Raw genomic sequence first — 21756 nt, 5'->3', positions numbered from 1 at the left:
GAATGGTAATTCCCAATTTATACATAAAAATAGAGAAGGTGATGTCAAATTCGACATCACCTTCTCTATTAAAGGCTGGAATTTTCACTTATGTCCCAGCCTCTTACTATGATTAAGAATTAGATGTCATGCGACGTGTTTGACGTGCTTTTGCCCATAAACCTAATGCGATTAAAATAACCATCATTAAAATTGGAATAATCCAATCCATTTGCGGGAATAATGCATCGACTAAATATTTATGACCATATTTGTCGCTAACCATCATTTCACCTGCTGTATACGCGATTAATAACGCCCCAATCCATACGAGAATCGGTAATTTTTCCATCAATTTCATAATGATTTGACTACCGAAAATAATGATTGGAATACTAATTACTAAGCCAAGTGCTGCAAGACCTACATGGCCATTTGCAACGCCAGCAATTGCTAACACATTGTCCAAACTCATAACAAAGTCTGCTACGATAATTGTTCGTATCGCAGGCATTAAACCTGTATTTCCTTTAATATCGGGGTCTTCATCACCTGATTTTAATAAATCCCAAGCGATATATAATAATAATAAACCGCCAATGAATTTTACAAATGGAATTCCTAAAATCCACACAGCAACTACTGTTAATACAATACGTAATACGACTGCACCCATTGTACCGAATAAAATGGCTTTTTTACGTTGCTCTGGCGCCAATTTACGACAGGCAAGCGCGATAACAACCGCATTATCCCCACTTAATACGATATCAAGCAAAATAATGGATAAGATTTTACTAATCATTTCACCATCCATTGTACTCCCACTTTCTTTTCTAAAATGTATACTTTATTTTACACCTTTGAATTGAAAAAGAAAGAAAAAAGTGTATGAAGCACTTATTTTTTTATGAAAAATACAGAAAAAAATCATTATTTTCATAATATAACAACTGGAATAATACCTAATTGTTGTAATGCTTTCATAATACCATCATCGTGGGCACTTGCTGTCACATATTGTGCATGTGCTTTAACAGCATCTGGCGCATTATTCATCGCAACACCGAATCCTACATACTCAAGCATATCTATATCATTGTAGCCATCGCCAAATGCCATAGCCTCGGTTGCATCATATTGAAAAATTTTTAATACTTCTTGAATAGCACGTGATTTTGAAACAGGCTCTGTTAATACATTCACGATTGTCGGATGCCAACGTTGGAATGTTATATGAGGAAATGCATGTTCATAAGGTGATAGTTGTTTACCCGTTGTAATTAAACACATTAAATGTGTACGATGTGCTGGATTTGGTAAATATTTCGGCACTTCCTCTAGCATAAATGCTTCATGTAGCGCCGTTTTCAATTGGTCTGTAATAATACCGTTAAAATAAAAATCTTCACAATAAAAGGTCATAGCATGTTGCTGTTGATTGGCCATCTCAAGCATTTGCTGTTGGAATGCCGTCTCTACAGAGGCACCGTATACGACACTGCCGTTATGCCTCACATAAGCACCATTGGCTGTAATTAATGTTTTGAAGCCCAACTCCTCCAAATCATGACACATCGAATATGGTCTTCCTGTCGCTGCAACGATATCAATCCCTTGCTGCTGAACATAGCATATCGCTTCGATGGCGCTTTGTGGAATTTCTCCCGTTATGCTACTCGTTAATGTACCATCGATATCGAAAAAGATAATTTTTGGTTGTTTCACATTAAATACTCCCTTGTACCGTTACTTTTGATGAAAAAGAGGAATCGTGCTACTCGCACGATTCCTCTTTATTATTCTTCACTTTGTTCAATTGGCTCGTGATTAATCCATTCACTGAAGCTGCCCGTATACACTTGAACATTTGGATAATCTAGTTGCTTTAACATTGCATAAAGTGGTGATGCAGTTACCCCGCTTCCACAATACACAATAATTTGTTCATCTTTCGACACCGTATGAGTAAGCGTTTCATTCACCGACAATTGTCCGTCTTGTACAAGTTGCTCCCAATCGTAGTTACGAGCAGTAGGTATATGACCTGCGACATGATCAATTGGCTCTTCGTCGCCGCGATAACGACTCGCTGAACGTGCGTCTAACAATACCTTATTAACTTTACGACGCGCTACTTCTTTCACCTGCTCACGATTTACATAAACATTTTCATTCCATTGAATAGGCATTGTGGACGTCAAATAGTCAACATCTGTCGTCACCTCAAAGCCTGCTGCAACAAGTCCCTTATAGCCTTCTTGTACAATATACGCATTGGTAAAACCAGCATATTGCAACATGAAGTAGGCGCGTGCTGCAAATGGCTGTCCACCCTCATCATAAATATAAATCGGTTGTTCATAGGTTAAGCCTAAACGATGCACAACGGCAGCTAATTGATCTTTTGTTGGCATCGGATGACGACCCTCGCTAGAAGTCATATCTGATAGATCTTTTTCAATATCAATATGGCGTGCGCCTTTTATATGACCATCCATAAATTGCTTTTTTCCTGCTTGTGAATCGTTTAAATTAAAGCGCGCATCTAGAAAATATGCGGGTTGTTGAATTGCATTCGCTGATACTAATACTGCTGTCATATTAATGCACCTCTGCTACTAAATTGTTGTAAATCCCTTTCCATTCAGCCAGCTTACTTTCTTCTTGCAATAAATTACGTTCCGTTTCAATTTGACGCAATGCTTGTTTTTCTAAGTTTGTACGTAGTGCATCCGCTTGCTTGGTAATGATTGCTTGAGCCCAAGCTGTCATACGTACGCCTTGTTCATCTAAATAGATTTTCGCATCTGGTTTTGAAATCTCTTCTAATTTATCACGTAATAAGAAACGTTCATTTTTCTCAAAGAATGCTTTAGAGTTTTTAAATAACTTATTCACTTCTTTGTATTTATTATAGTCATTAAATGGGCCTGTAAATTCAAGAATTTCAGGGTCTTCTAATTCAAACGGCATAAATGAGAAGCTGTCATTCATATCTTTCATTTTACGCACATCTGTCGTATAACGCTCTTTAAAACGCGCAACTAAGAATTTTGATAAACGGAAATTCGTCACACGCATTTCTTGTTCAAAATCAAAGCTTAATGAACCAACTAATTCTTTTAATGCAAAATCAAGAGCTGCTGACGTTGATTTTGTATTAAATACTGCCGGATTGTATGATTCTTTAAAAAAGTCTGTATAACGTAAATACACACGTTGTAATACATAGTATAGTAAATCTTTTTGTTCATTTGCTTCGTCTTTTTCAATAACTGCTGCTGCAGATTGGCCGAAGTATTTTTTAATGAATGTTTCTAACGTTGCAAGCTCTTCTAAACGCTCATCTTTACGCGCTAAATTTTGCTCTGTTTGCTCGATTAATGATGATAAACGGCCTTCTGTTTTTTCCGTTTCTTCTGCTAATGCTTGAACAGCAATTGCTGTCAGTTCATTTTCTAAGAAATGATGGAAATTTTCCTCAAATGGTTTCATACCTGATTCAAGTTCTATTTGCTCTACTTTTTCTTTTAGAGCAAGTAAGCTTGAAATACCGAATAAACGTGGTTTACGAATACCAAAACGCAATAATTCACTACGTACATAGTCAATAACTGCATCACGCTCTTCATCATCTGCTGCCAAATCAATGGCATTTACGACGAAGAACATTTTATCAAGTTCAAAGGCATCTTTCACACGACCTAATTGAATTAAGAATTCACGGTCCGCACGCGCAAAGGCATGATTGTAATACGTAATAAATAAAATCGCATCTGCATTACGAATATATTCAAATGCTACACCTGTATGACGCGCATTGATTGAATCTGCTCCTGGTGTATCAACTAACGTGACACCCATACGAGTTAATGCACAATCAAAGTAGAAATCGATATTATCCACGAAGCAAGAACGATTTTCTTGTGCAACAAATTTTTCAAAATCTTCGTAGTTTGCACGCACAACTGTACCTAATTTATCTTTAAATAGTGGGTAGCCTTCACGGAATGCACGAACGAATGATTTATGGACATGTAAACGCTCATCTACTAATTCTACATCTAATGCTTGTTGCGCCTTATTAAAGGCATCGTCAAGAGATGTAACCGTTATGCCAATTTCACCATATGATGAAATGATATCTTCGGTCATTTGCTCAACTGTTTTTAATACAACATCGGCTGTTTCGTGTGGGTGCTCTGGTGACACTGGACGAATTTTATTAATCGCTGCTGTTGTTGGGTTTGGCGAAACGGGTAATACTCTTTGACCCATTAATGCATTCGAGAATGATGATTTACCCGCACTAAATGCACCAAATAAAGCAATAGTGAAATCTTTTTCTTCTAAACGAGACACTTTATTTTTCAAGTAGGCTGATACTTCTTCAAAACCATCGATTGGTTCAACTGCATTTGCTGTGCGCAAGGCATGCTCAATTGTTGCTGATAATTGGACATTGTACTCACCTTGTGTCAATTCTTCAATATGCTCTACCGCTTGCGTTTCTTCTTCTTGCGCCAACATTGATGGATCGAAGTGGCGCATTTTATCATACGCTTCACGACGTTCTTTAATCCAATTATTCGTTAATTTATCTGCTTCTTGATTTAATGTATGAATATCAACTGTTTGTTGGATTGCAAAGTATTTTTCTTGGCCTTCTACTTTGTTATATTCACGAATAATTGCTACTTTTTCTTCTAATGTACGTTTTTTCTTTTTAAGAGGCTCAATATGGGTCATTGCCAGTTCTTCGATTAATGATTTCTTATGTTGTTTCCAATCATCTGTTTCACGTTTGAACCAAATTCGAGTTGCTGATACAACACGGTTTGCAAAGTTAATCAAAGCATCTCCTGCTACAGCATTTGTACGAACTTCCCCTTCAATGACACTAAATGGAATATCAAATGTAAAGTCATCGATTGCTAGCGACTCTGCATCACTTAGCGCACCAACATCTTTTAGTGACTGTTTCATGATGTTTAACATGTGACCAGAAATTTGTGAACCCACAACTTCTTTGTATTTTGCATACAATTCTTGCTGACGTTTTTCACGTTCTGCTTCGGTTTTCTTTTTCTTACCGAATAAGCCACCCACGCTAAAGTCCGTTTGCTTAGATTCTGCGTATTTACCAAGTAAATCACGTAATTCAAATGGCATTAATACCGCATTCTCAAGTAATTCATCTACTTCCGTATTGTAGTTAATTTCCCATTCATCTACAGAATACAATTCTAATTGACGTATAACCGTATCATACTCAGCTAAAATATCTTCTTTACGAATCCAGTCATCTTCTGTGACAACGTCCAAACTATTATCGTAAATTTCTTGTTTTTGTTGTGCTAAGTACGCTTCATGCTCTGCTAACAATTGTTTTAATGTATTTTCTCCATTCGTAACGATTGCATCTTGCCAGCCATCCATACTATCCATGACAATACTTTTTACTTGTTCGAAATCATTATTTGGATTGTTTACGTCGCGTAGAGACGTAAAGAACATTCCTTTTGGTACAACGCCCCAGTTTGCAAATGATTGTCGAGCTGATTCTTTAAAATCTTCAAATGATAATTCTGCATCTTTATGCTTATCAATCTGATTAACAATTAAAAAGACATTTGGATTGTATTTCATTAATGTTTTTGTAAATTGAAAATTCAATTCGGATTGCACATGATTGTAATCCATTACATAAAATACGATATCCGCTAAATGTAGCGCCGATTCTGTAGACATGCGGTGTGCATCATCTGTTGAATCGACTCCTGGCGTATCCATTACTGTTACACCATCCGGTAAAACCGATTGACTATGTCCAATTTCAATTTGCGATACTAATGCCCCGTTTTTTGCAAATTCCTTTACAGTCTTAATATCATAGTCTGCATCGAATTTAACTGGTTCATCATCGACTAAGTAAGCGATTGCATAATCCTCTGCTGCCTTACGTACTTTTACGACATTTGCACTTGTTGGTATTGGGCTTGATGGTAATAATTGATCCCCTGTTAATGCATTAATCATACTTGATTTCCCTGCAGAGAAGTGTCCTGCAAAAGCAATTGTAAATTCTTTTTTAATTAACTTGTCGGCAAAAAGTACTGTCTTTGCCATACGTTCATCATCTTCATTGCGCTTATATGTCATATAATTCAGCGCTGTTTGCTTTAACAGCAATTGAATTTTCTCCTCAAAAGTTGGCATACCCTACTCAAACTCCTTTGTTCCATTAGTTGACTGTTCACATTTTAGCCACGTTTCCTCTTCATTCTACACGACTATAAAAAAAAAATCCTCCTATTCTAGGAAGATTTTTTCTGTTAACGCAAATGTGCAGTAGATTTTGATAAAACTTGTTTCATTACGACCGCATAAATAATAACTGTACTGCCAATAAACGCTGCTACCATGATTGCACGCCCCTTTTATTGAAATTATGTATATAAATAACGTTGATAATTATTCTCATTGATTATCATTATCATAAGAAAAAAAATACGTTTCGTCAAGCAATTAATGGGGGATTTTGCTAGATAGCATGATATGATAGATTAAAAGTCATATACAAAGAGGTGTTTTATGAGTAATTCAAACCACATACAACTTTTATTAAATGGGCTTATTCAATCAATACAAGAGGTAATTCCACAAACAGTCAAAATTAATGCGCCTTCACTTTATAAAGAGCCTTTCACACAAAGTGAAGCTGGGGTGTTAATTGGAATTACAGGCGATGTACGTGCCCGTATTATTTTGGAGTCTTCTTCAACTATTTTTGGCAATATCGGTCTTTCGATGTATGGCATGGAAATCAGCGGAGAAATGCTTGAATCTTTTATTGGTGAATTTGGGAATATGTCAGCCGGAAAATTGTGTACATATTGTGCAGATAATGGGCTTGATTTAGATATTACACCACCAACGGTCATGATTGGCCAAACAAAATTATTTGGTTTCCAGCATGCTTTTCGTTTACCAATCGATATCGAAGGTTTTGGTCAAATGAATGGATTATTAACAATCGATACAGAGGATTAATAAATTCTTCACCCGTAAGAAACTACACGCTGCTGTAGTTTCTTTTTTATGCCCTACACATACTTAACAAACCATAATTGTAAAATTAGGGAAAAATAGCTATTATAGTGTATTGAATTTTCGGATTTTTTCTTTTACGAAACGTTGATATATCAATGTTTGTCTTTTTTTTACATTTATAAGGCATTGCATTTTTAAATATAGGTCGTTACACTTATTTAACAAGGAGAAAGAAATAGCGGAAAAAATAGCGAATGCTCGTCTTATTTAGCAAAAATAAAATTATTTAATTTCATTAAAGCGATAGTAAAATTCCGTAATTTATTTAGTTGATAGCTTCTTTATACTTTTCCCACTCTAAAAAAAGCTTTAGAACTTAATCATATGACTGTTACTAACTACTAAGCATCTTTAAAGGGTAATAAGTGATGCGATTTAGATTGCTCAACTTACATATATCTATAAGAGCATCCATTTTATATACAACCGACATTCAGCCGAATAAAATTATTTTTTAATAGACAGACACTAGAACATGTAAGGGAGGATTTGCAATGCCTTTATCTCAAATGAGTACACTAATTGTCCAAAAACAGAAATATACACAGTTCGAACATTATTTAGCAGAGGCGTCAGTACTTGCTTCAATCATTGAACAAAACAAATCACCTTTTTTTATCCAACTATGCCGTGATATTTGGTTTTCATTGTGTGAACAGCGACATGAACCGATTTTAAATAGGGATTCGATGGAAAATAGCCCCATTCGCTATTCTGTTGTAAAGCAATTTGTTAACCATCCTACTTATCATTGTATCTATGATTTATCACAGCAAGAAGGCAGCAATACGTTAACAAATGCTGTTGTAGTAGCAGACTTTTTAACACATTGGTTACATTTCGAATTAGAAAAACGTGAATTTAATACAGATAAGCAGCGTGTACAATATGTGTTAGAGCTTGTCTCTATCTCACAAGCAATCGAAGGTGCAGCACAATTTTTAGCGCATATGCAAGCTCAGCTTCTCGAGCAACATAATTTGCAAGATTTTTTATTACTCGATTTCGAGGAACAAGCAAATGATACGGCTACAACCTTATTTGAAATTTCCACAGCAGGTGTGACACGCCATCTGTATAAAGCGAAATATGTTTATCAATCCATTGTTTAAGTGACAAAAAAAGTAGGTGCCGCGATTCATGCGGCACCTACTTTTTTAATATTAAAGTTCTGTTGGTTCTACAGCAAATACAGGTGTTACATGATTAATTACTTGCTGCTCTTCTTCATTTAGGAATACATTAATTGTTCCATGGTCATTTGATGTACGAATTAAACGTCCCATCCCTTGTTGAACGCGTAGTAGCATATATGGTAATTCTACTTCATCAAAAGCATCGTCAGCAAAGCTACGTTTCGCATCAAATAATGGATCATGTGGTGGGAATGGCAAGTCAAAAACGATAACACGTGTTAATGCCTCTTCTGGTAAATCTAAACCCTCCCATAAATGATATGAACAAATTGCCTGCATTTTTTTCGCTTGGAAGTCACGAATAATGGATGACAACTCGCGGTCTCCTTCAAAAGCCATATGCGCTAATGTATCTGCGTTTACTGTTGCCTTAAAATCAAGCATTGATTGTTTTGATTTAAATAAAATCAGTGTTTGATCACCTTGTTGTAATAGTTGTTCTACTTCGGCTGTTTTATCTGCTTGCGTGCGTTTATGCAAGTTGATTTTCATTACTTCTTCATAATCAAATGGAGAAGCTACAGTAAATGATTCATACTTTTTAATTCCTAAGCTATAAGCAATAAAGCTGAAGTCTTTATCAATTGATAATGTGGCAGAAGAGAAAATAAATGGAATTTTTTTAGAGAATACTTTCTTCGCTAAAATATCCGTAATTAAATGTGGCATAATGACAAGTGTCTCTTCACCGTCTGCCTCTTCTAACCAATCGACTGCATCACCGTTTCCGATAAAGATGCGCATTGCTTCGGCATATTGCTCTAAAAATTCCTCAGCCATACGAATCTCATATTCAGGAATTGTATACATTTCCGATTCAAACACAAACTCTTCAAATAATGATTCCACAAGTGTCATCACTTTTTTACCGATGGTAATTAGCATTTCACTTTTCTTAATACGCTTACGCTCTTCATCAGAATCAATAACATCTTCACGTAATTGATCAAAGAATAATTCATGACCATCTTGTAATTTTTCCATTAGATTCAATGTTTTTTCACGTACACCATCAACCATTAAGCGTTCTAACACTTTTACGATTGTATAGTCTTGGATTTTAATTGTCATTGCTTTTTGAGCAGCATATTCAAGTAAATGACCTTCATCAAATACAACCATTGATGGTTCTGGTAATAACGGCGTTTGACCTTCATGTTCACGTGATTCTTTTGTGGCGATGTGCTCCATATAGAAATCTTGTGAACAAATAATTAAGTCTGTTGATTCACGGTAATTTTGACGATGTATTGTTTGACCACAGCGATTTCGTACATCACATACTTGGCATTGTTGAATGGCATTATAGTTTACATGTGACCATTCTTCATCCGAAATCGTTGGGTAGTCACTGCGTTGACCGTATAAATCAAGAGCACCATTACCATAAACACCTTCTGGAATTGAGACAGCAATATCATCTAAATATTCGCCATCTAAAAACTGTTCTGCTTCTTCATAGCGTTTTAGACATAAATATTGGTCCCGTGATTTTGCTAAACGAACATCAATTTTTAAATCTAATAATTGTTGTAATTTATAAATATCGCCGCCCTCTTTCACGAGTTGGTCGATTAATGTTTCATCCGCACAAGCAATTAATGCCGGTTTCCCTGTATAGCGTGCATAAGCAATTGATGGTAATAAATACGCGATTGTTTTCCCTGTCCCTACGCCTGCTTCAGCAAATAGTACAGATTTTTCGCGCAATGCACTTTCGATTTGATAAGCCATAAACACTTGCTCATCGCGAAGTTCTAGTCCTTTCTCAGGTAATTCATCATAAAGTACATCACCAATCCAGTCTCCTAACGAGTCAAAGAATGATTTGTCTTTTGATAGTTCGAATGGAATCGATTGTCGCATTCAATAATTGCCCCTTTCCTTATTGACAACGAAACGGAAGGGCTGCCCCTTCCGTTATCGAGTATTTATTTATATTTAGTAATTTATGCTTTTGGCTCTTGAGGTTTACGAGGTGAACGTTGGCCCCAGAATTGGAAGTAATCCGTTTTCATTGCACCGTTGAATAATTTACGTTTTTTCGTTGCTTTTTTACCGTAAATTTTATCAAAGTTTTCCATTGAAGAAAGCATGTATACAGACCAAGTAGGATATTTACGCATCACAGTACCCATCGTATTAATCATTTTTTCAATTTCCTCTTTTTCGCCAATACGTTCACCATATGGTGGATTTCCAATCATAACGCCATCTGTGTAGTATGTTGTGAAATCGGCCACTTGCATTTGTTTTACTTCAACAATACCTTCAAACCCGGCTTCTAAAACGTTATTTTTCGCAATCGCAACCATACGTTGGTCGATATCTGATGCAATAATGTTTAATGGTTGGTCGTAATCGGCTGCTTCGTCTGCTTCAGCGCGTACTTCATCCCACATTTCAGCTTTCATCATTGGCCAGTCTTCACAAATAAACTCACGATTATAACCTGGTGCAATATTTTGCCCGATCATGGCCGCTTCAAGTGCGATTGTACCTGACCCACAGAATGGATCAACAAATGGTCGTGCAGGTGTCCAACGTGATAAATAAACAAGCGCTGCTGCCATTGTTTCTTTTAATGGGGCTTCCCCTTGTTCTGTACGATAGCCACGTTTGTGTAATCCATTACCAGATGTATCAATTGTTAATGTGGCCACATCTTTTAAAATAGAAACTTCTACTTTAAATTTAGGGCCTGTTTCTTCTAAGAAACCTAAACGGCGATAATGACCTTTTAAACGCTCAACGATTGCTTTTTTCGTAATCGCTTGACAGTCAGGCACACTATATAATGTTGCTTTTACAGACTTACCTGTAACAGGAAATTCTGCATCTACTGGCATATATTTTTCCCATGGTAATGCTTTTACACCTTCGAATAATTGATCGAATGTCTTAACCGGGAATTTACCAACAACAATTTTAACACGGTCTGCTACGCGTAACCAAAGATTTGTTTTGGCGATATCGCGCTCCGTTCCTTCGAAATAGACACGTCCATTATCGATATGTGTTTCATACCCCATTTTTTTAAGTTCATCGGCAACTAACGATTCTAAACCCATCGCTGCTGTTGCAACTAGTTGATATGTTGTCATACTTATTTTAAGTCCTCTCTTGCTTTTAATTTCCAAAATTCTAAAAAGGCGACAAATTCATCAAGAGGCATCGGCTTTGCGTAATAATATCCTTGAATCATATCACAGCCTAATTTCTCAAGCAATTTCACTTGATCTTTCTGCTCTACCCCTTCTGCAATTACCTTCATATGCAGACGATGTGCCATTTGAATAATGGCATCTACTACCGCTTGTTTGTCGGCAATCGATGTAATGTATTGAATAAAACTACGATCAATTTTTAAATAATCGAGTGGGAATTGCACTAAATAACTCAATGATGAATATCCTGTACCAAAGTCATCAATAGATAATTTAAAGCCCATATTCTTTAATTGTACCAGTTTTCGAATCGAATCACGTTCATTATTCATTACGGTGCGCTCTGTCAGCTCCAATTCAAAATCTTGCGGACTGCAATTATAGGCTTCAAAAATCATTTTTACTGTATCAATAAAATCTGACTGGTGGAAATGAATGCTTGATATATTAATAGCAATTGGTAACACGTTATCCATTTCTTCACGTAAACGAAGATGTGCCTCACAAGCTAAGCGAAAAACACATTCACTCATTGGAATGATTAAGCCGGTTTCTTCAGCATAAGGAATGAATTCGGCAGGTGATACAAATCCGAGTTGATCATTCGTCCAGCGTATTAGCGCTTCCATACCAATGACTGTTTCATCCTCAAGTGATATTTTCGGTTGGAAATTCAACGTAAAATCATTTTGTTTAATCGCTTTTCGTAGTTCATTATCTAATAATAGTACGCGCTTTGAGTCGATTTTTAAATCATCAAAATAAAATGCAAATTGATTGCGACCATTTTGCTTTGCATAATACATGGCCTGGTCGGCTTTTTTCACAAGTGTTTCCAGCGTTGTCCCATCCTCTGGGTACAAACTGATGCCCATACTTGTTGATATATATATATTTTGTTCATCTATAGGAAGAGGTTCTGATAACAGATGAACAATTTTTTCCGCTACTTGTACCGCTTCTTGCATATGGTGAATATTTGTAATAGTGATGATAAATTCATCGCCACCATAACGCGCGACGATGTCTTTATTTTTTAGCACGCTTTGAATTCGCTGCGTAACGCTTATGAGCATTTCATCAGCAACCGAATGGCCTAATGTATCATTCACCTGTTTAAAGCGATCTAAATCTAAAAATAACACTGCGTGATGGTATTCTCGATTTGCAGATGATTGCAATAATGTTTCCATACGCTGCAAATAGGCATAACGGTTCGCTACACCTGTCAACGTATCGGTATATTTACGGCGCTCAATCTCATTTTCAGCATTTTTCTGCGCTGAAATATCTTCAAAAATACCGCAGTAATTCACGATGTCACCTTGTTCATTGTGAATGGCTACGATTGTTAACCATTCTGGATAAATATCTCCTGTTTTTCGGCGATTCCAAATTTCTCCTGACCATTTTCCATGTTCTCGAATCGTTGCCCACATTTTTGTATAAAATTCTTGATCGTGGATACCTGAATTCAGTAAGCTTGGGCGTTGTCCAACAGCTTCTTCATATGTGTATCCCGTTACAAATTCAAATGCAGGATTAACATGAATAATACGACTCTTTGTGTCGGCAATCATAATGCCTTCTTCAACGCTATTAAAAATGGTATCAATGATATGGTTTGGAAACGTAAATGTCGTCGCATTCGCGAGCTTTTGCGTGTATTCCATCTTTTTTATCACCGTATCCTCTTATAAAAGAAAAGCTCTCCACCAACGAGGAGAGCTCAACTAATTATTATCATAATAAAAGTACACCATATAGAATTATAAGCCATGTTTTGTGCCCTTGTACTCAAACGGCGTAAGCCTCGTACTCTGGGTAGTAATCATCTATCTATTGACTGTATAAAGACAGCCAATCCATACCTCTGTTCAATTCCGTCGGTACGGCGCCCCTACCATAATTTGGGTTGCACACTCGCAGGGTTTACCTCGTTCCACTCTAACAGTTTCCTGTTAGACTTCGTCACTGTGGCACTTTTCAGGAAGTGTCAACCCTATCCGAAGACTTAGGTTTTCCTTCCGCCGTTAGCATTTCAGCTACTTCCGCTTATTTATTCGCGAAATACGATCACTACGGTCATCTCAGAACCGTGCGTGCATGGACTTTCCTCAGCAACACGAATGTGTTCCAGCGATTACTCATTCATCTATGATGCTGTAGTTATTATAGTCCTTCAAAAGTGCTATGACAAGGTTTTTAGCCTTTTTTTATGACGCAATTAAAAAATAAGTATTTTCCGACAATTAAGCCTTAAAATTATTCATTGCTTTTCGATACAAAAAACCACCTCATCTCTAAGATTTCAGAGAAATAAGATGGTTTCGATTATCCTTCGAAGTCATTATATAACTTGTCACCAAATACACGTTTTTCAAGATTCGCTAAGCGTTTTAAAATATCGTAATTTGTGACACCGTTCGCTACTTGTTGCGGCTCTTCTACTTCCTTTTTCTCAAGAACTGGTGCTGCAGCAACAGGTGCTGGCGCGACTTCTGCATTGCTTAGTTGTTCTTCAAGCTCCGCAATACGCGCCTCTTTTTGCTTTAATACTTGTTCAAAACTTTCATAATCTTGAATGATTTCATCTAAAAATTGGTCAACCTCGTCCTGGCTATAGCCACGAAGACCTGTTTTAAAATCTTTATCTAAAATGATTTTAGCAGATAGTTTGATATCCAAGTCCATCGTCCTTTCGCTTCTATATAGATTTTATTATAGCACATTTTTATTCTTTAAACGTACGTATCGATGCGTAAGTGCATTAATCCGCTTTTCTTTCGCTGCTTCCTTATAGCAAATACTTTTTTTTGTTTCAACGATTGCCTTTTCTGTATAACGCAGTGCCGCTTCAATATCATGCAATTGATGCTCACACAGCTTTGCTAATTCCGTATAGGCTTCTAGGCGCTGACGTTCGTTTACATAAGGTGTACAAAGCAAAAAGCAATCATAGGCTTGCTGAAATTCACCACGTTTTTTTAACAAGTAGCCTTTATAGAAAGAGGCCTCTGCGGCTTCATCCACATCATATAGATGCGTTACATCACGTAAAAGTTCCAAACTCTCATCAGAAGCTTTTAAATCTTTATACCACTTGCCGATATTCGTATACGCTTTTGCACTTTCTTCGCGTACACCTTCCGTTAATAATTTCGTTTCTTGCACGTATAAGGTAACGAGAGATAATAAATCGTATTCATTATGAGTAAGTACTTTTAATAAAGCATCTGTCTCGCCCGTTCTAACGGCATCTAAATAAATAACGGGTGCTAAATAGCCTGGCACATCGCCGTCTCGCACAAAGCCTAATTTATGTCGTTCAATTTCACTTAATTTCATACGTGCAAGCTCCTGCTTCCAAATTCGTTTGGCACTATGCATTAAATCAATATGATGTGGCGTTTGAAGTGGTGGCAATACATCGCGATGAAAAGTCCAACGCATTTGTAATTGAGGCCAATCAAAGCTCTTCCCATTATATGTTAATACCGTCTTTTTACCTTGCCAAAACCTTGATTCGAATAAAAATGCCGCTTCATGACTTGGATCGGCCAAAACATATTGTTTTAAGACAAATTCATGCGCTTCAAATGTTAATAGGCCATTTAAAAAAATATGTGTCCCCGTGCCTTTTAAGCCCGTCGTTTCAGTGTCATAAAATACAATAGGTTGGTCATCTGTTAGCGCAATGGGATGCTCATGCTGCTGCCAAGTTTCAAGTGCTTCTGTAAACGCACCTAATGGATAGGCACCGTGCACATAATCAAACCCATAATGCACCTCACGGACAAATACGGTACCAAAGTCATTATCAATACGCTTTAATCCAACATTTTCCCAAGCATCACTGTATACGGGTGGCTGCGGTTTTTTATAAGCTGGTTTGGGCGCTGTTGTCGTTTTTTTCTTTACCATTTTTTTCATTGCCAATAATTTTTTCTCATAAGACATGTGCAATCATCCTCTCAATAACACCGTCTCTAAAAATTTCTTTACTTGCTTTTTGCCGCCTTCTTCTAAATCCTGTGCGCCAATGCAAGATGGACAACCATGCTGACATGAGCAGCCGTCAACATGCTCATAGACACGATCTAGTAAAGGCTCCCATAAGTCGTATACGCGCTCACTTAACCCAATGCCACCAGGATAACGGTCGTAAACAAAAAATGTCGGTTTGCCATTATGCGTCGCCTTCACTTGTGGAATGACATGGACGTCGCTACGGTCGCTTTGAATATACAGTGGAATAAAGCTATTCATCGCATAGGCTACTCCGGTCATAGCACTACTTAAATCATCCTCACTCCAATTACTCGGTCCCTCAAAACTTAGCCATGTACTTGATGTATGAAGCTCCTCTGGTGGCAATGTAATCGGACCAGAACCAATATTATCATGTGTATTGAAGCGGATTTTTTTAAAGATTGTCGCCGTTGCAAGTGTCATCACATCCCCATAATCAATCGTTAGACCATCGACAACACGCTCTTTGTCCTCAGACATTACTTTTAGCTCTACTGCTAAATTTGCATCGGTAAAATAATCGACATCCACTTCCGTAACATATGCTTTCTTTTCTTCCCAATCGAGTTTTTCAACTTGGAATTGCGTCCCTTGATGTAAATAAATAGCTTCTTCATGTAAGAGAGTCATGGCACTATAGCGGTCCATTTCACCAATAACATGCGTTTTTGTCGGGATAGTTTGATCAATAATGACCACATTTTCTTGTGACGCTGAACGTAGGCTAATGTCATGTGCAGGAAAACTATCTGCCATCCAATGCCAGGTATCACTTGTTTTTAATAGCACTTGTTCCTCAACGAAATAATCGAGAAAATCGGCTACATCAAATTCAGCGTACGCATCTCCTTCATGAAATGGTAATTCAAATGCAGCGCATTTTAAATGATCCATTAAAATAAGGACATTTTCCGGGAAAATGCGCGCTTCTTCAGGTGATCTATTAAATAGGTAATGAGGATGCTTCATTAAATACTGATCAAGTGCTGTTGATTGCCCAACATAAATGACGAGCGCATCATCTTGTCTGCGCCCTGCACGTCCCGCTTGTTGCCATGCACTCGCAATATTTCCTGGGTAACCTGTCATAATACAAGCCTGTAGTTGGCCAATATCTACACCAAGCTCAAGGGCATTCGTCGATACGACCGTTTGAATCGTGCCATCACGTAACCCTTTTTCAATCGCACGTCGCTCACTCGGTAAATAGCCGCCACGATAGCCACGAATCGATTGATCATTAATTTTTTTCGCTGTTAAGCTTTTCAAATAGGTCACGAGCATTTCGACACGTACACGACTTTTGGCAAATACAATCGTTTGAATCTTTGCCTCATACAATTTTTTAGCAATGTCTTTTACTTCTAATATGGCACTACGCCTTACACCAAATGTTGGATGAATGACAGGCGGGTTGTAAAATAAAAATGTTTTTTGCCCTGTCGGTGCCCCGCTTTTAGCGATAAGTTGCTGCGGTTCATTCGTTAATGCCTCTGCTAATTGTTGTGGATTTTTTATTGTTGCAGACGTACAAATAAACGTTGGATTACTACCATAATAATGACAAATACGTTTTAGACGACGTAAAACATGCGCCACATGTGAGCCAAAAACGCCTTTGTACGTATGCAATTCATCAATGACAATATAATCAAGATTTTCAAAAAGTGATACCCACTTTGTATGATGTGGTAAAATCGCCGCATGAAGCATATCCGGATTTGTCATCACAATATGCCCTGCTTTACGTACCTTCGTTCGAATACCAGGCGCTGTGTCACCATCATAGGTATAGCTCAAAATAGGCGCATCAATCGCTTCGATTAAATCGTTAACCGCATTTTTTTGATCTTGTGCTAGCGCCTTTGTTGGAAATAAATACAGTGCCCTACTTGAAGGGTTCGTTAAAATCGTTTGTAGAACGGGTAAATGATAGCACAGCGATTTTCCTGATGCTGTCGGTGTAACGGCAGTAAATGATTGTTGATGCATCGCATGGTGGTAAGCCTCGGCCTGATGGCTGTAAAGTTGTGTAATGCCTCGACTTAAAAGCGCCGATGCTAATTTTGGGTGTAAGTCACTTGGTAGTGGTGCATAGACACCGTTTGTTGCAGGCATAATTTCGATATGCTCAATATTTTTGCGCGCTTCACTAGTCGTAAAATCAGCAATCCATTCAGCTAACGTCGGTTTAAGATTCATCTACTACCTCACGCATTGCACTTAGCAATGTTTCACATGTATATTTGGCAGCTTGAATTGATTGATATAATCTTTTTTTACTCGTTTTAATATAAAAAGACTGGACAACAAATTGGTCAATTTGCTCTGCTGCATTATTAATTTGTACTATATGCACATATTTTGGATGGTACTCCACAATAAATTGTTCAGCTAGCTGCTGCCATTCATTTAACAATTCATGTATTTGATTTGCGTATGGTCTTACTTCATCAAAAAAGTCCGGCTCGTATTGCTGTTCACGAAATTGCATAAAACGTGTCCAGCTGTTATCGCATTCTTCATAAAGTTGTGTTGTTATTTGTTGGAGCATTTCAAACGCCTCTTTCACTTAATTTATCAAAAAATCGCTTAAAAAAGCGAACAAACATTCTTTCTATGTTATCTTTTAGTATAATTCAAATTACCATTTCTGGCGATAATAGAGTCATTAGAATTTGCATTCAATACTTAACATTGCTAATATCTTGTGAGTAGTCGCAAAAAAAACAGTTCATTACATATGTGATATGATATAGGCGGTAAGGAGTGATAGAATGGCAATTCGCTATCCAAACGGACGACAATACACGCCCAAAAATAAAACGGTAAAAAATGAATCGAAAAAAAAATCAGATGTTCTAGCGAAAAATAAATTAACCTTTAGTAATCGCGGGAAAAGCTTAGAAGATGAAATCGATGAAGCCAATATGTTTTATTTACAACGAGGTACAGCAGTTATTCATAAGAAACCTGTTCCTGTACAAATCGTCAAAGTAGCGTACCCGTCACGAAGTGCAGCAGTCATTCAGGAGGCGTATTTTAGAACACCTTCCACAACAGACTATAATGGCGTTTACAATGGATACTATATTGACTTTGATGCGAAAGAGACGAAAAATAAAACGTCCTTCCCGCTTCAAAATGTCCATGAACACCAAGTAACACATATGCGTGCGGCAACAAAACAACAAGGGATTTGTTTTTTACTTGTTTGTTTTTCAACTTTAGAACGTTTTTTCGTCTTACCATTTGATGTACTAGATAGTGCTTGGCAAGCGATGGAAAAAGGTGCAAGAAAATCCATTCCACTAAACGTTTTCGAAGAACAAGCAATTGAAATAACGGAGAGCTATGCACCGCGGCTTGATTACTTAAAAGCGGTGGATCAACTACTATCCGCATTGTGATAGGTAGAAAGAGAGGGATTTCTGTGGACGAGAAAATGACGAGGGAACAACGTCGTAAACAGCAAACTCAAAAAGCAAAACGTCAAACGTCTCCGAAGAAAAAAACAACATCGAAAAAAGAGAAATCAAAAAAATCATTAGCCAAACGTATATTAATTGGTTTAGCATCTCTTTTCATCGTACTATTTTTAATCGGTGGCGCTGTGTTTGCATATTTAGCATTTACGGCACCCGAACTTAACGAGGACACATTAAAAGACCCTGTTTCTTCTAAATTCTATGATAAAAATGGCAAAGAGTTTTATTCAATGGGTAGCGAAGAACGGGAAAATGTAAAATATGAAGATATACCGAAAGAAATGCGTGATGCGATTCTTTCAGCAGAGGATGCACGTTTCTACGACCATAGTGGTATTGACTTCTGGCGCTTAGGTGGCGCAGTGGTAGCAAACATACGTGATGGGTTTGGCGCACAAGGTGCCTCAACACTGACACAACAAGTTATTAAAAACTCATTCTTTGATAATAGCAAAACAATGAAACGTAAAGTACAAGAAGCATACTTAGCAATGCAATTAGAACGTGAGTATTCGAAAGATGAAATTTTTGAAATGTACTTTAATAAAGTTTTAATGTCTGGTCGTATTTATGGCTTTGGCACAGCAGCTGAATATTTTTATGGTAAAGAGCTAAAAGATTTATCGTTAGATGAAATGGCTGTACTAGCTGGTATGCCACAAGCACCAAATGGCTACAATCCATTTAAAAATCCAGAGCGTGCTGAAAAACGTCGTAATGTTGTTTTATTATTAATGTATAACAATAAAAAAATCACAAAAGCTGAAATGGAAAAAGCGCAAAAAGTGGATATTAAAAAAGGCTTACTTCCTGAAAGCAAACGTCAAGCAGCGGCGAAATCAAAATACGATGCATACATTGATGTTGTTTTAAAAGAACTTGCTGAAAATGGTGATGAAAAGGCATTAGAAGAAGGTATTAGTGTTTATACAAACTTAGATGTGACAGCTCAAAAATCTGTTGAAAAAGCATTAAATGCTGACGCAAACTTCGTCGGTCGTACAGCAGAAGACATTCAAGCTGGTATGGCTGTTGTTGACACTCAAACAGGTGCACTTGCAGCGGTTGGTGGTAGTCGTAACTATGGTCCAGAACGTGGTTTAAATATGGCTGCTAGTAAACATCAACCAGGGTCAACAATGAAACCATTAATTGATTATGGTCCTGTTATTGAAAACAAAAAATGGTCAACTGGTACAACGATTACCGATGAACCAATTAAATACACTGGTACAAATCAAACGATTACAAATGTCGATAATACGTATTTAGGTAATATGACAATACGCGAAGCATTATATCGTTCTCGTAACATTCCGGCTGTGAAAACATTTAAAGAAGTCGGCGCTTCAAAATCGAAAAAATTCTTAGCTAAAGTTGGTATTAAACCAGCTGATGATAAAGCATTACTTGAATCGGATGCAATCGGTGGCGGTAATGTAACTGTATCTCCTATTCAAATGGCGGCATCTTATGCTTCATTTGGTAATAATGGGATTTACACAGAAGCACATGCTGTGAAGAAAATTGTTTACCGTGATGGCAAAACATCGAAATCATATACACCAGATCCAAAAGATGCAATGAGTGATTTCACTGCCTATATGGTAACAGATATGTTACGTGATGTTGTAAGCTCTAAAGCTGGTGCGACAGGTACTGCTGCAAGCATTTATGGCTTAGATATTGCTGGTAAATCCGGTACAACAAACTTTGATGCAGCGAAAAAACAAAAATTAGGCCTCCCTGCTGAAACTGCACCAGATAGTTGGTTTATTGGTTATACAACAAACTATTCTGTTGCAACATGGGCTGGGGATCCAGAACGTCAAACAGGCTTAAAAACATTAACAGAAAAACATATTCCACAAACTTTATTTAAACAAGTCATGACGGAAATTTCTGCTGGTAAAGAAACAAAATCATTTACAAAACCTGACACTGTTGTAGAAGGTTCAAATAGTGAATTATATGTACGTGGTGCGCAAATTTCTGCGCCAAGTTCTACTACTACAAAGCCACAAACGCAAACACCACCTACAACCGAAACAAATAAAACAGAAGAACCAACGACTGAGGAGCCGACTACCGAAGAACCAGCCACTGAGGAGCCGACTACCGAAGAGCCAACGACTGAGGAACCGACTACTGAAGAACCAACGACTGAGGAGCCGACTACCGAAGAACCAACGACTGAAGAACCGTCGACTGAAACACCGTCGACCGAAACGCCATCAACCGGCAATGACAACAACTCTTCTGAACAAGGTGGCACAACAACACAACCGGAAACGCCGTCAACGGGTGAAGATAACTCATCTAACCAAAACAATTCGAACCAGAATAATGGTGGCGGTACAAATTCCGACCAAGGTAGTACAACGCCGTCAACGGGTGAGGATAACTCATCAAGCAATAGTAATAGCGGCGGTGAAGCACATACTTCTAGTACACGTCCAGAATCACCAACTACTGGGCAAGACGAAGGTACTGAAGAATAAAGACATGAAAAGAAGCGAGGTTCCGTCCTCGCTTCTTTTTTTATGCATATATAAAAAAGAGGTTGGGACAAAACGAACTGACCTAAAAATCTGAGACAACATAAAAAGAAAAAGACACGTTCAAGGGTATACAATCTTTGGAGGTGTTTTTTGATGGGCAAAAAACAAACGTATTCATACGAAACAAAAATGAAAGCCACTCGAGATGAAGTTGGCAAATGTGCCAGTAAATGAAATGATGAAGGCATGTGGAATTAAAAATAATACACAGATTTAT

At 37.5% G+C, this 21756-nt stretch carries 15 protein-coding genes and 1 other RNA gene; 4 read left to right on the top strand and 12 right to left on the bottom strand.

Features of this window, described 5'->3' with window-relative positions:
- Positions 1-112: 112 nt before the first annotated feature.
- The 4 genes from ACFSY7_RS12740 to ACFSY7_RS12725 form a co-directional block, all read right to left on the bottom strand.
- Complete coding sequence (locus ACFSY7_RS12740; protein ID WP_126990640.1) at positions 113-796, bottom strand: TerC family protein; 684 nt, start codon at positions 794-796, stop codon at positions 113-115.
- Positions 797-918: 122 nt separating this feature from the next.
- Entirely contained in the window at positions 919-1707 is a 789-nt protein-coding gene (locus ACFSY7_RS12735; protein WP_380148105.1) for a Cof-type HAD-IIB family hydrolase, read from the bottom strand.
- Positions 1708-1778: 71 nt separating this feature from the next.
- Positions 1779-2582, bottom strand: coding sequence for a sulfurtransferase (locus ACFSY7_RS12730; protein ID WP_380148104.1), 804 nt, complete (start codon positions 2580-2582; stop codon positions 1779-1781).
- Position 2583: 1 nt separating this feature from the next.
- A complete protein-coding gene (locus ACFSY7_RS12725; RefSeq protein ID WP_380148103.1) occupies positions 2584-6201 on the bottom strand; it encodes a dynamin family protein in 3618 nt (1205 codons plus the stop codon).
- Between the two features lie 375 nt (positions 6202-6576).
- On the opposite strand from ACFSY7_RS12725, the gene ACFSY7_RS12720 reads away from it, so the two are divergent.
- On the top strand, positions 6577-7035 hold the full coding sequence (locus ACFSY7_RS12720) for a chemotaxis protein CheX (protein ID WP_020189644.1): 459 nt from the start codon (positions 6577-6579) through the stop codon (positions 7033-7035).
- A gap of 554 nt (positions 7036-7589) precedes the next feature.
- Entirely contained in the window at positions 7590-8207 is a 618-nt protein-coding gene (locus tag ACFSY7_RS12715) for a hypothetical protein (RefSeq protein ID WP_020189643.1), read from the top strand.
- A 51-nt stretch (positions 8208-8258) separates the two neighbouring features.
- Here ACFSY7_RS12715 and ACFSY7_RS12710 read toward each other — a convergent pair whose 3' ends face one another.
- From ACFSY7_RS12710 to ACFSY7_RS12675, 8 genes are all read right to left on the bottom strand, one after another.
- Complete coding sequence (locus tag ACFSY7_RS12710; protein ID WP_380148102.1) at positions 8259-10157, bottom strand: ATP-dependent DNA helicase; 1899 nt, start codon at positions 10155-10157, stop codon at positions 8259-8261.
- A gap of 83 nt (positions 10158-10240) precedes the next feature.
- Positions 10241-11395, bottom strand: coding sequence for a THUMP domain-containing class I SAM-dependent RNA methyltransferase (locus ACFSY7_RS12705; RefSeq protein ID WP_380148101.1), 1155 nt, complete (start codon positions 11393-11395; stop codon positions 10241-10243).
- Positions 11396-11397: 2 nt separating this feature from the next.
- Positions 11398-13131 carry a putative bifunctional diguanylate cyclase/phosphodiesterase gene (locus ACFSY7_RS12700; protein ID WP_380148100.1) on the bottom strand — a complete coding sequence of 578 codons (1734 nt, stop codon included), beginning with the start codon at positions 13129-13131 and terminating at the stop codon, positions 11398-11400.
- A 94-nt stretch (positions 13132-13225) separates the two neighbouring features.
- Positions 13226-13613: RNase P RNA component class B (rnpB, locus tag ACFSY7_RS12695), an RNA gene on the bottom strand.
- A gap of 179 nt (positions 13614-13792) precedes the next feature.
- Positions 13793-14152: a cell division regulator GpsB gene (gene gpsB / locus ACFSY7_RS12690; protein WP_126990647.1), complete on the bottom strand. Its 360-nt coding sequence runs from the start codon at positions 14150-14152 to the stop codon at positions 13793-13795.
- A 27-nt stretch (positions 14153-14179) separates the two neighbouring features.
- The gene (locus ACFSY7_RS12685) at positions 14180-15418 is read right to left on the bottom strand and encodes a ribonuclease H-like domain-containing protein (protein ID WP_380148099.1); all 1239 of its coding nucleotides are present in this window, start codon (positions 15416-15418) and stop codon (positions 14180-14182) included.
- A gap of 6 nt (positions 15419-15424) precedes the next feature.
- On the bottom strand, positions 15425-17692 hold the full coding sequence (locus tag ACFSY7_RS12680) for a DEAD/DEAH box helicase (protein ID WP_380148098.1): 2268 nt from the start codon (positions 17690-17692) through the stop codon (positions 15425-15427).
- Complete coding sequence (locus ACFSY7_RS12675) at positions 17682-18044, bottom strand: YppE family protein (protein ID WP_380148097.1); 363 nt, start codon at positions 18042-18044, stop codon at positions 17682-17684. Before ACFSY7_RS12675 ends, ACFSY7_RS12680 begins: the two co-directional genes overlap by 11 nt.
- Positions 18045-18267: 223 nt before the next feature.
- Here ACFSY7_RS12675 and recU point away from each other — a divergent pair, with 223 nt between their 5' ends.
- Positions 18268-18900, top strand: coding sequence for a Holliday junction resolvase RecU (gene recU, locus ACFSY7_RS12670; RefSeq protein WP_380148096.1), 633 nt, complete (start codon positions 18268-18270; stop codon positions 18898-18900).
- 23 nt (positions 18901-18923) lie between these two features.
- Positions 18924-21479: a transglycosylase domain-containing protein gene (locus ACFSY7_RS12665; RefSeq protein ID WP_380148095.1), complete on the top strand. Its 2556-nt coding sequence runs from the start codon at positions 18924-18926 to the stop codon at positions 21477-21479.
- Positions 21480-21756 lie beyond the last annotated feature (277 nt).

The sequence above is a fragment of the Kurthia populi genome (assembly GCF_042686175.1).
GTDB lineage: Bacteria > Bacillota > Bacilli > Bacillales_A > Planococcaceae > Kurthia > Kurthia populi.
This window is presented reverse-complemented; position numbering and strand designations above follow the sequence as displayed.

What these genes read in the sequence shown, in the direction of transcription:
- recU (WP_380148096.1), top strand. Translation starts at nt 18,268, where the DNA reads ATGGCAATTCGCTATCCAAACGGACGACAATACACGCCCAAAAATAAA.
- ACFSY7_RS12680 (WP_380148098.1), bottom strand. Translation starts at nt 17,692, where the DNA reads ATGAATCTTAAACCGACGTTAGCTGAATGGATTGCTGATTTTACGACT.
- ACFSY7_RS12740 (WP_126990640.1), bottom strand. Translation starts at nt 796, where the DNA reads ATGGATGGTGAAATGATTAGTAAAATCTTATCCATTATTTTGCTTGAT.
- ACFSY7_RS12685 (WP_380148099.1), bottom strand. Translation starts at nt 15,418, where the DNA reads ATGTCTTATGAGAAAAAATTATTGGCAATGAAAAAAATGGTAAAGAAA.
- gpsB (WP_126990647.1), bottom strand. Translation starts at nt 14,152, where the DNA reads ATGGACTTGGATATCAAACTATCTGCTAAAATCATTTTAGATAAAGAT.
- ACFSY7_RS12710 (WP_380148102.1), bottom strand. Translation starts at nt 10,157, where the DNA reads ATGCGACAATCGATTCCATTCGAACTATCAAAAGACAAATCATTCTTT.
- ACFSY7_RS12700 (WP_380148100.1), bottom strand. Translation starts at nt 13,131, where the DNA reads ATGGAATACACGCAAAAGCTCGCGAATGCGACGACATTTACGTTTCCA.
- ACFSY7_RS12715 (WP_020189643.1), top strand. Translation starts at nt 7,590, where the DNA reads ATGCCTTTATCTCAAATGAGTACACTAATTGTCCAAAAACAGAAATAT.
- ACFSY7_RS12675 (WP_380148097.1), bottom strand. Translation starts at nt 18,044, where the DNA reads ATGCTCCAACAAATAACAACACAACTTTATGAAGAATGCGATAACAGC.
- ACFSY7_RS12705 (WP_380148101.1), bottom strand. Translation starts at nt 11,395, where the DNA reads ATGACAACATATCAACTAGTTGCAACAGCAGCGATGGGTTTAGAATCG.
- ACFSY7_RS12730 (WP_380148104.1), bottom strand. Translation starts at nt 2,582, where the DNA reads ATGACAGCAGTATTAGTATCAGCGAATGCAATTCAACAACCCGCATAT.
- ACFSY7_RS12720 (WP_020189644.1), top strand. Translation starts at nt 6,577, where the DNA reads ATGAGTAATTCAAACCACATACAACTTTTATTAAATGGGCTTATTCAA.
- ACFSY7_RS12725 (WP_380148103.1), bottom strand. Translation starts at nt 6,201, where the DNA reads ATGCCAACTTTTGAGGAGAAAATTCAATTGCTGTTAAAGCAAACAGCG.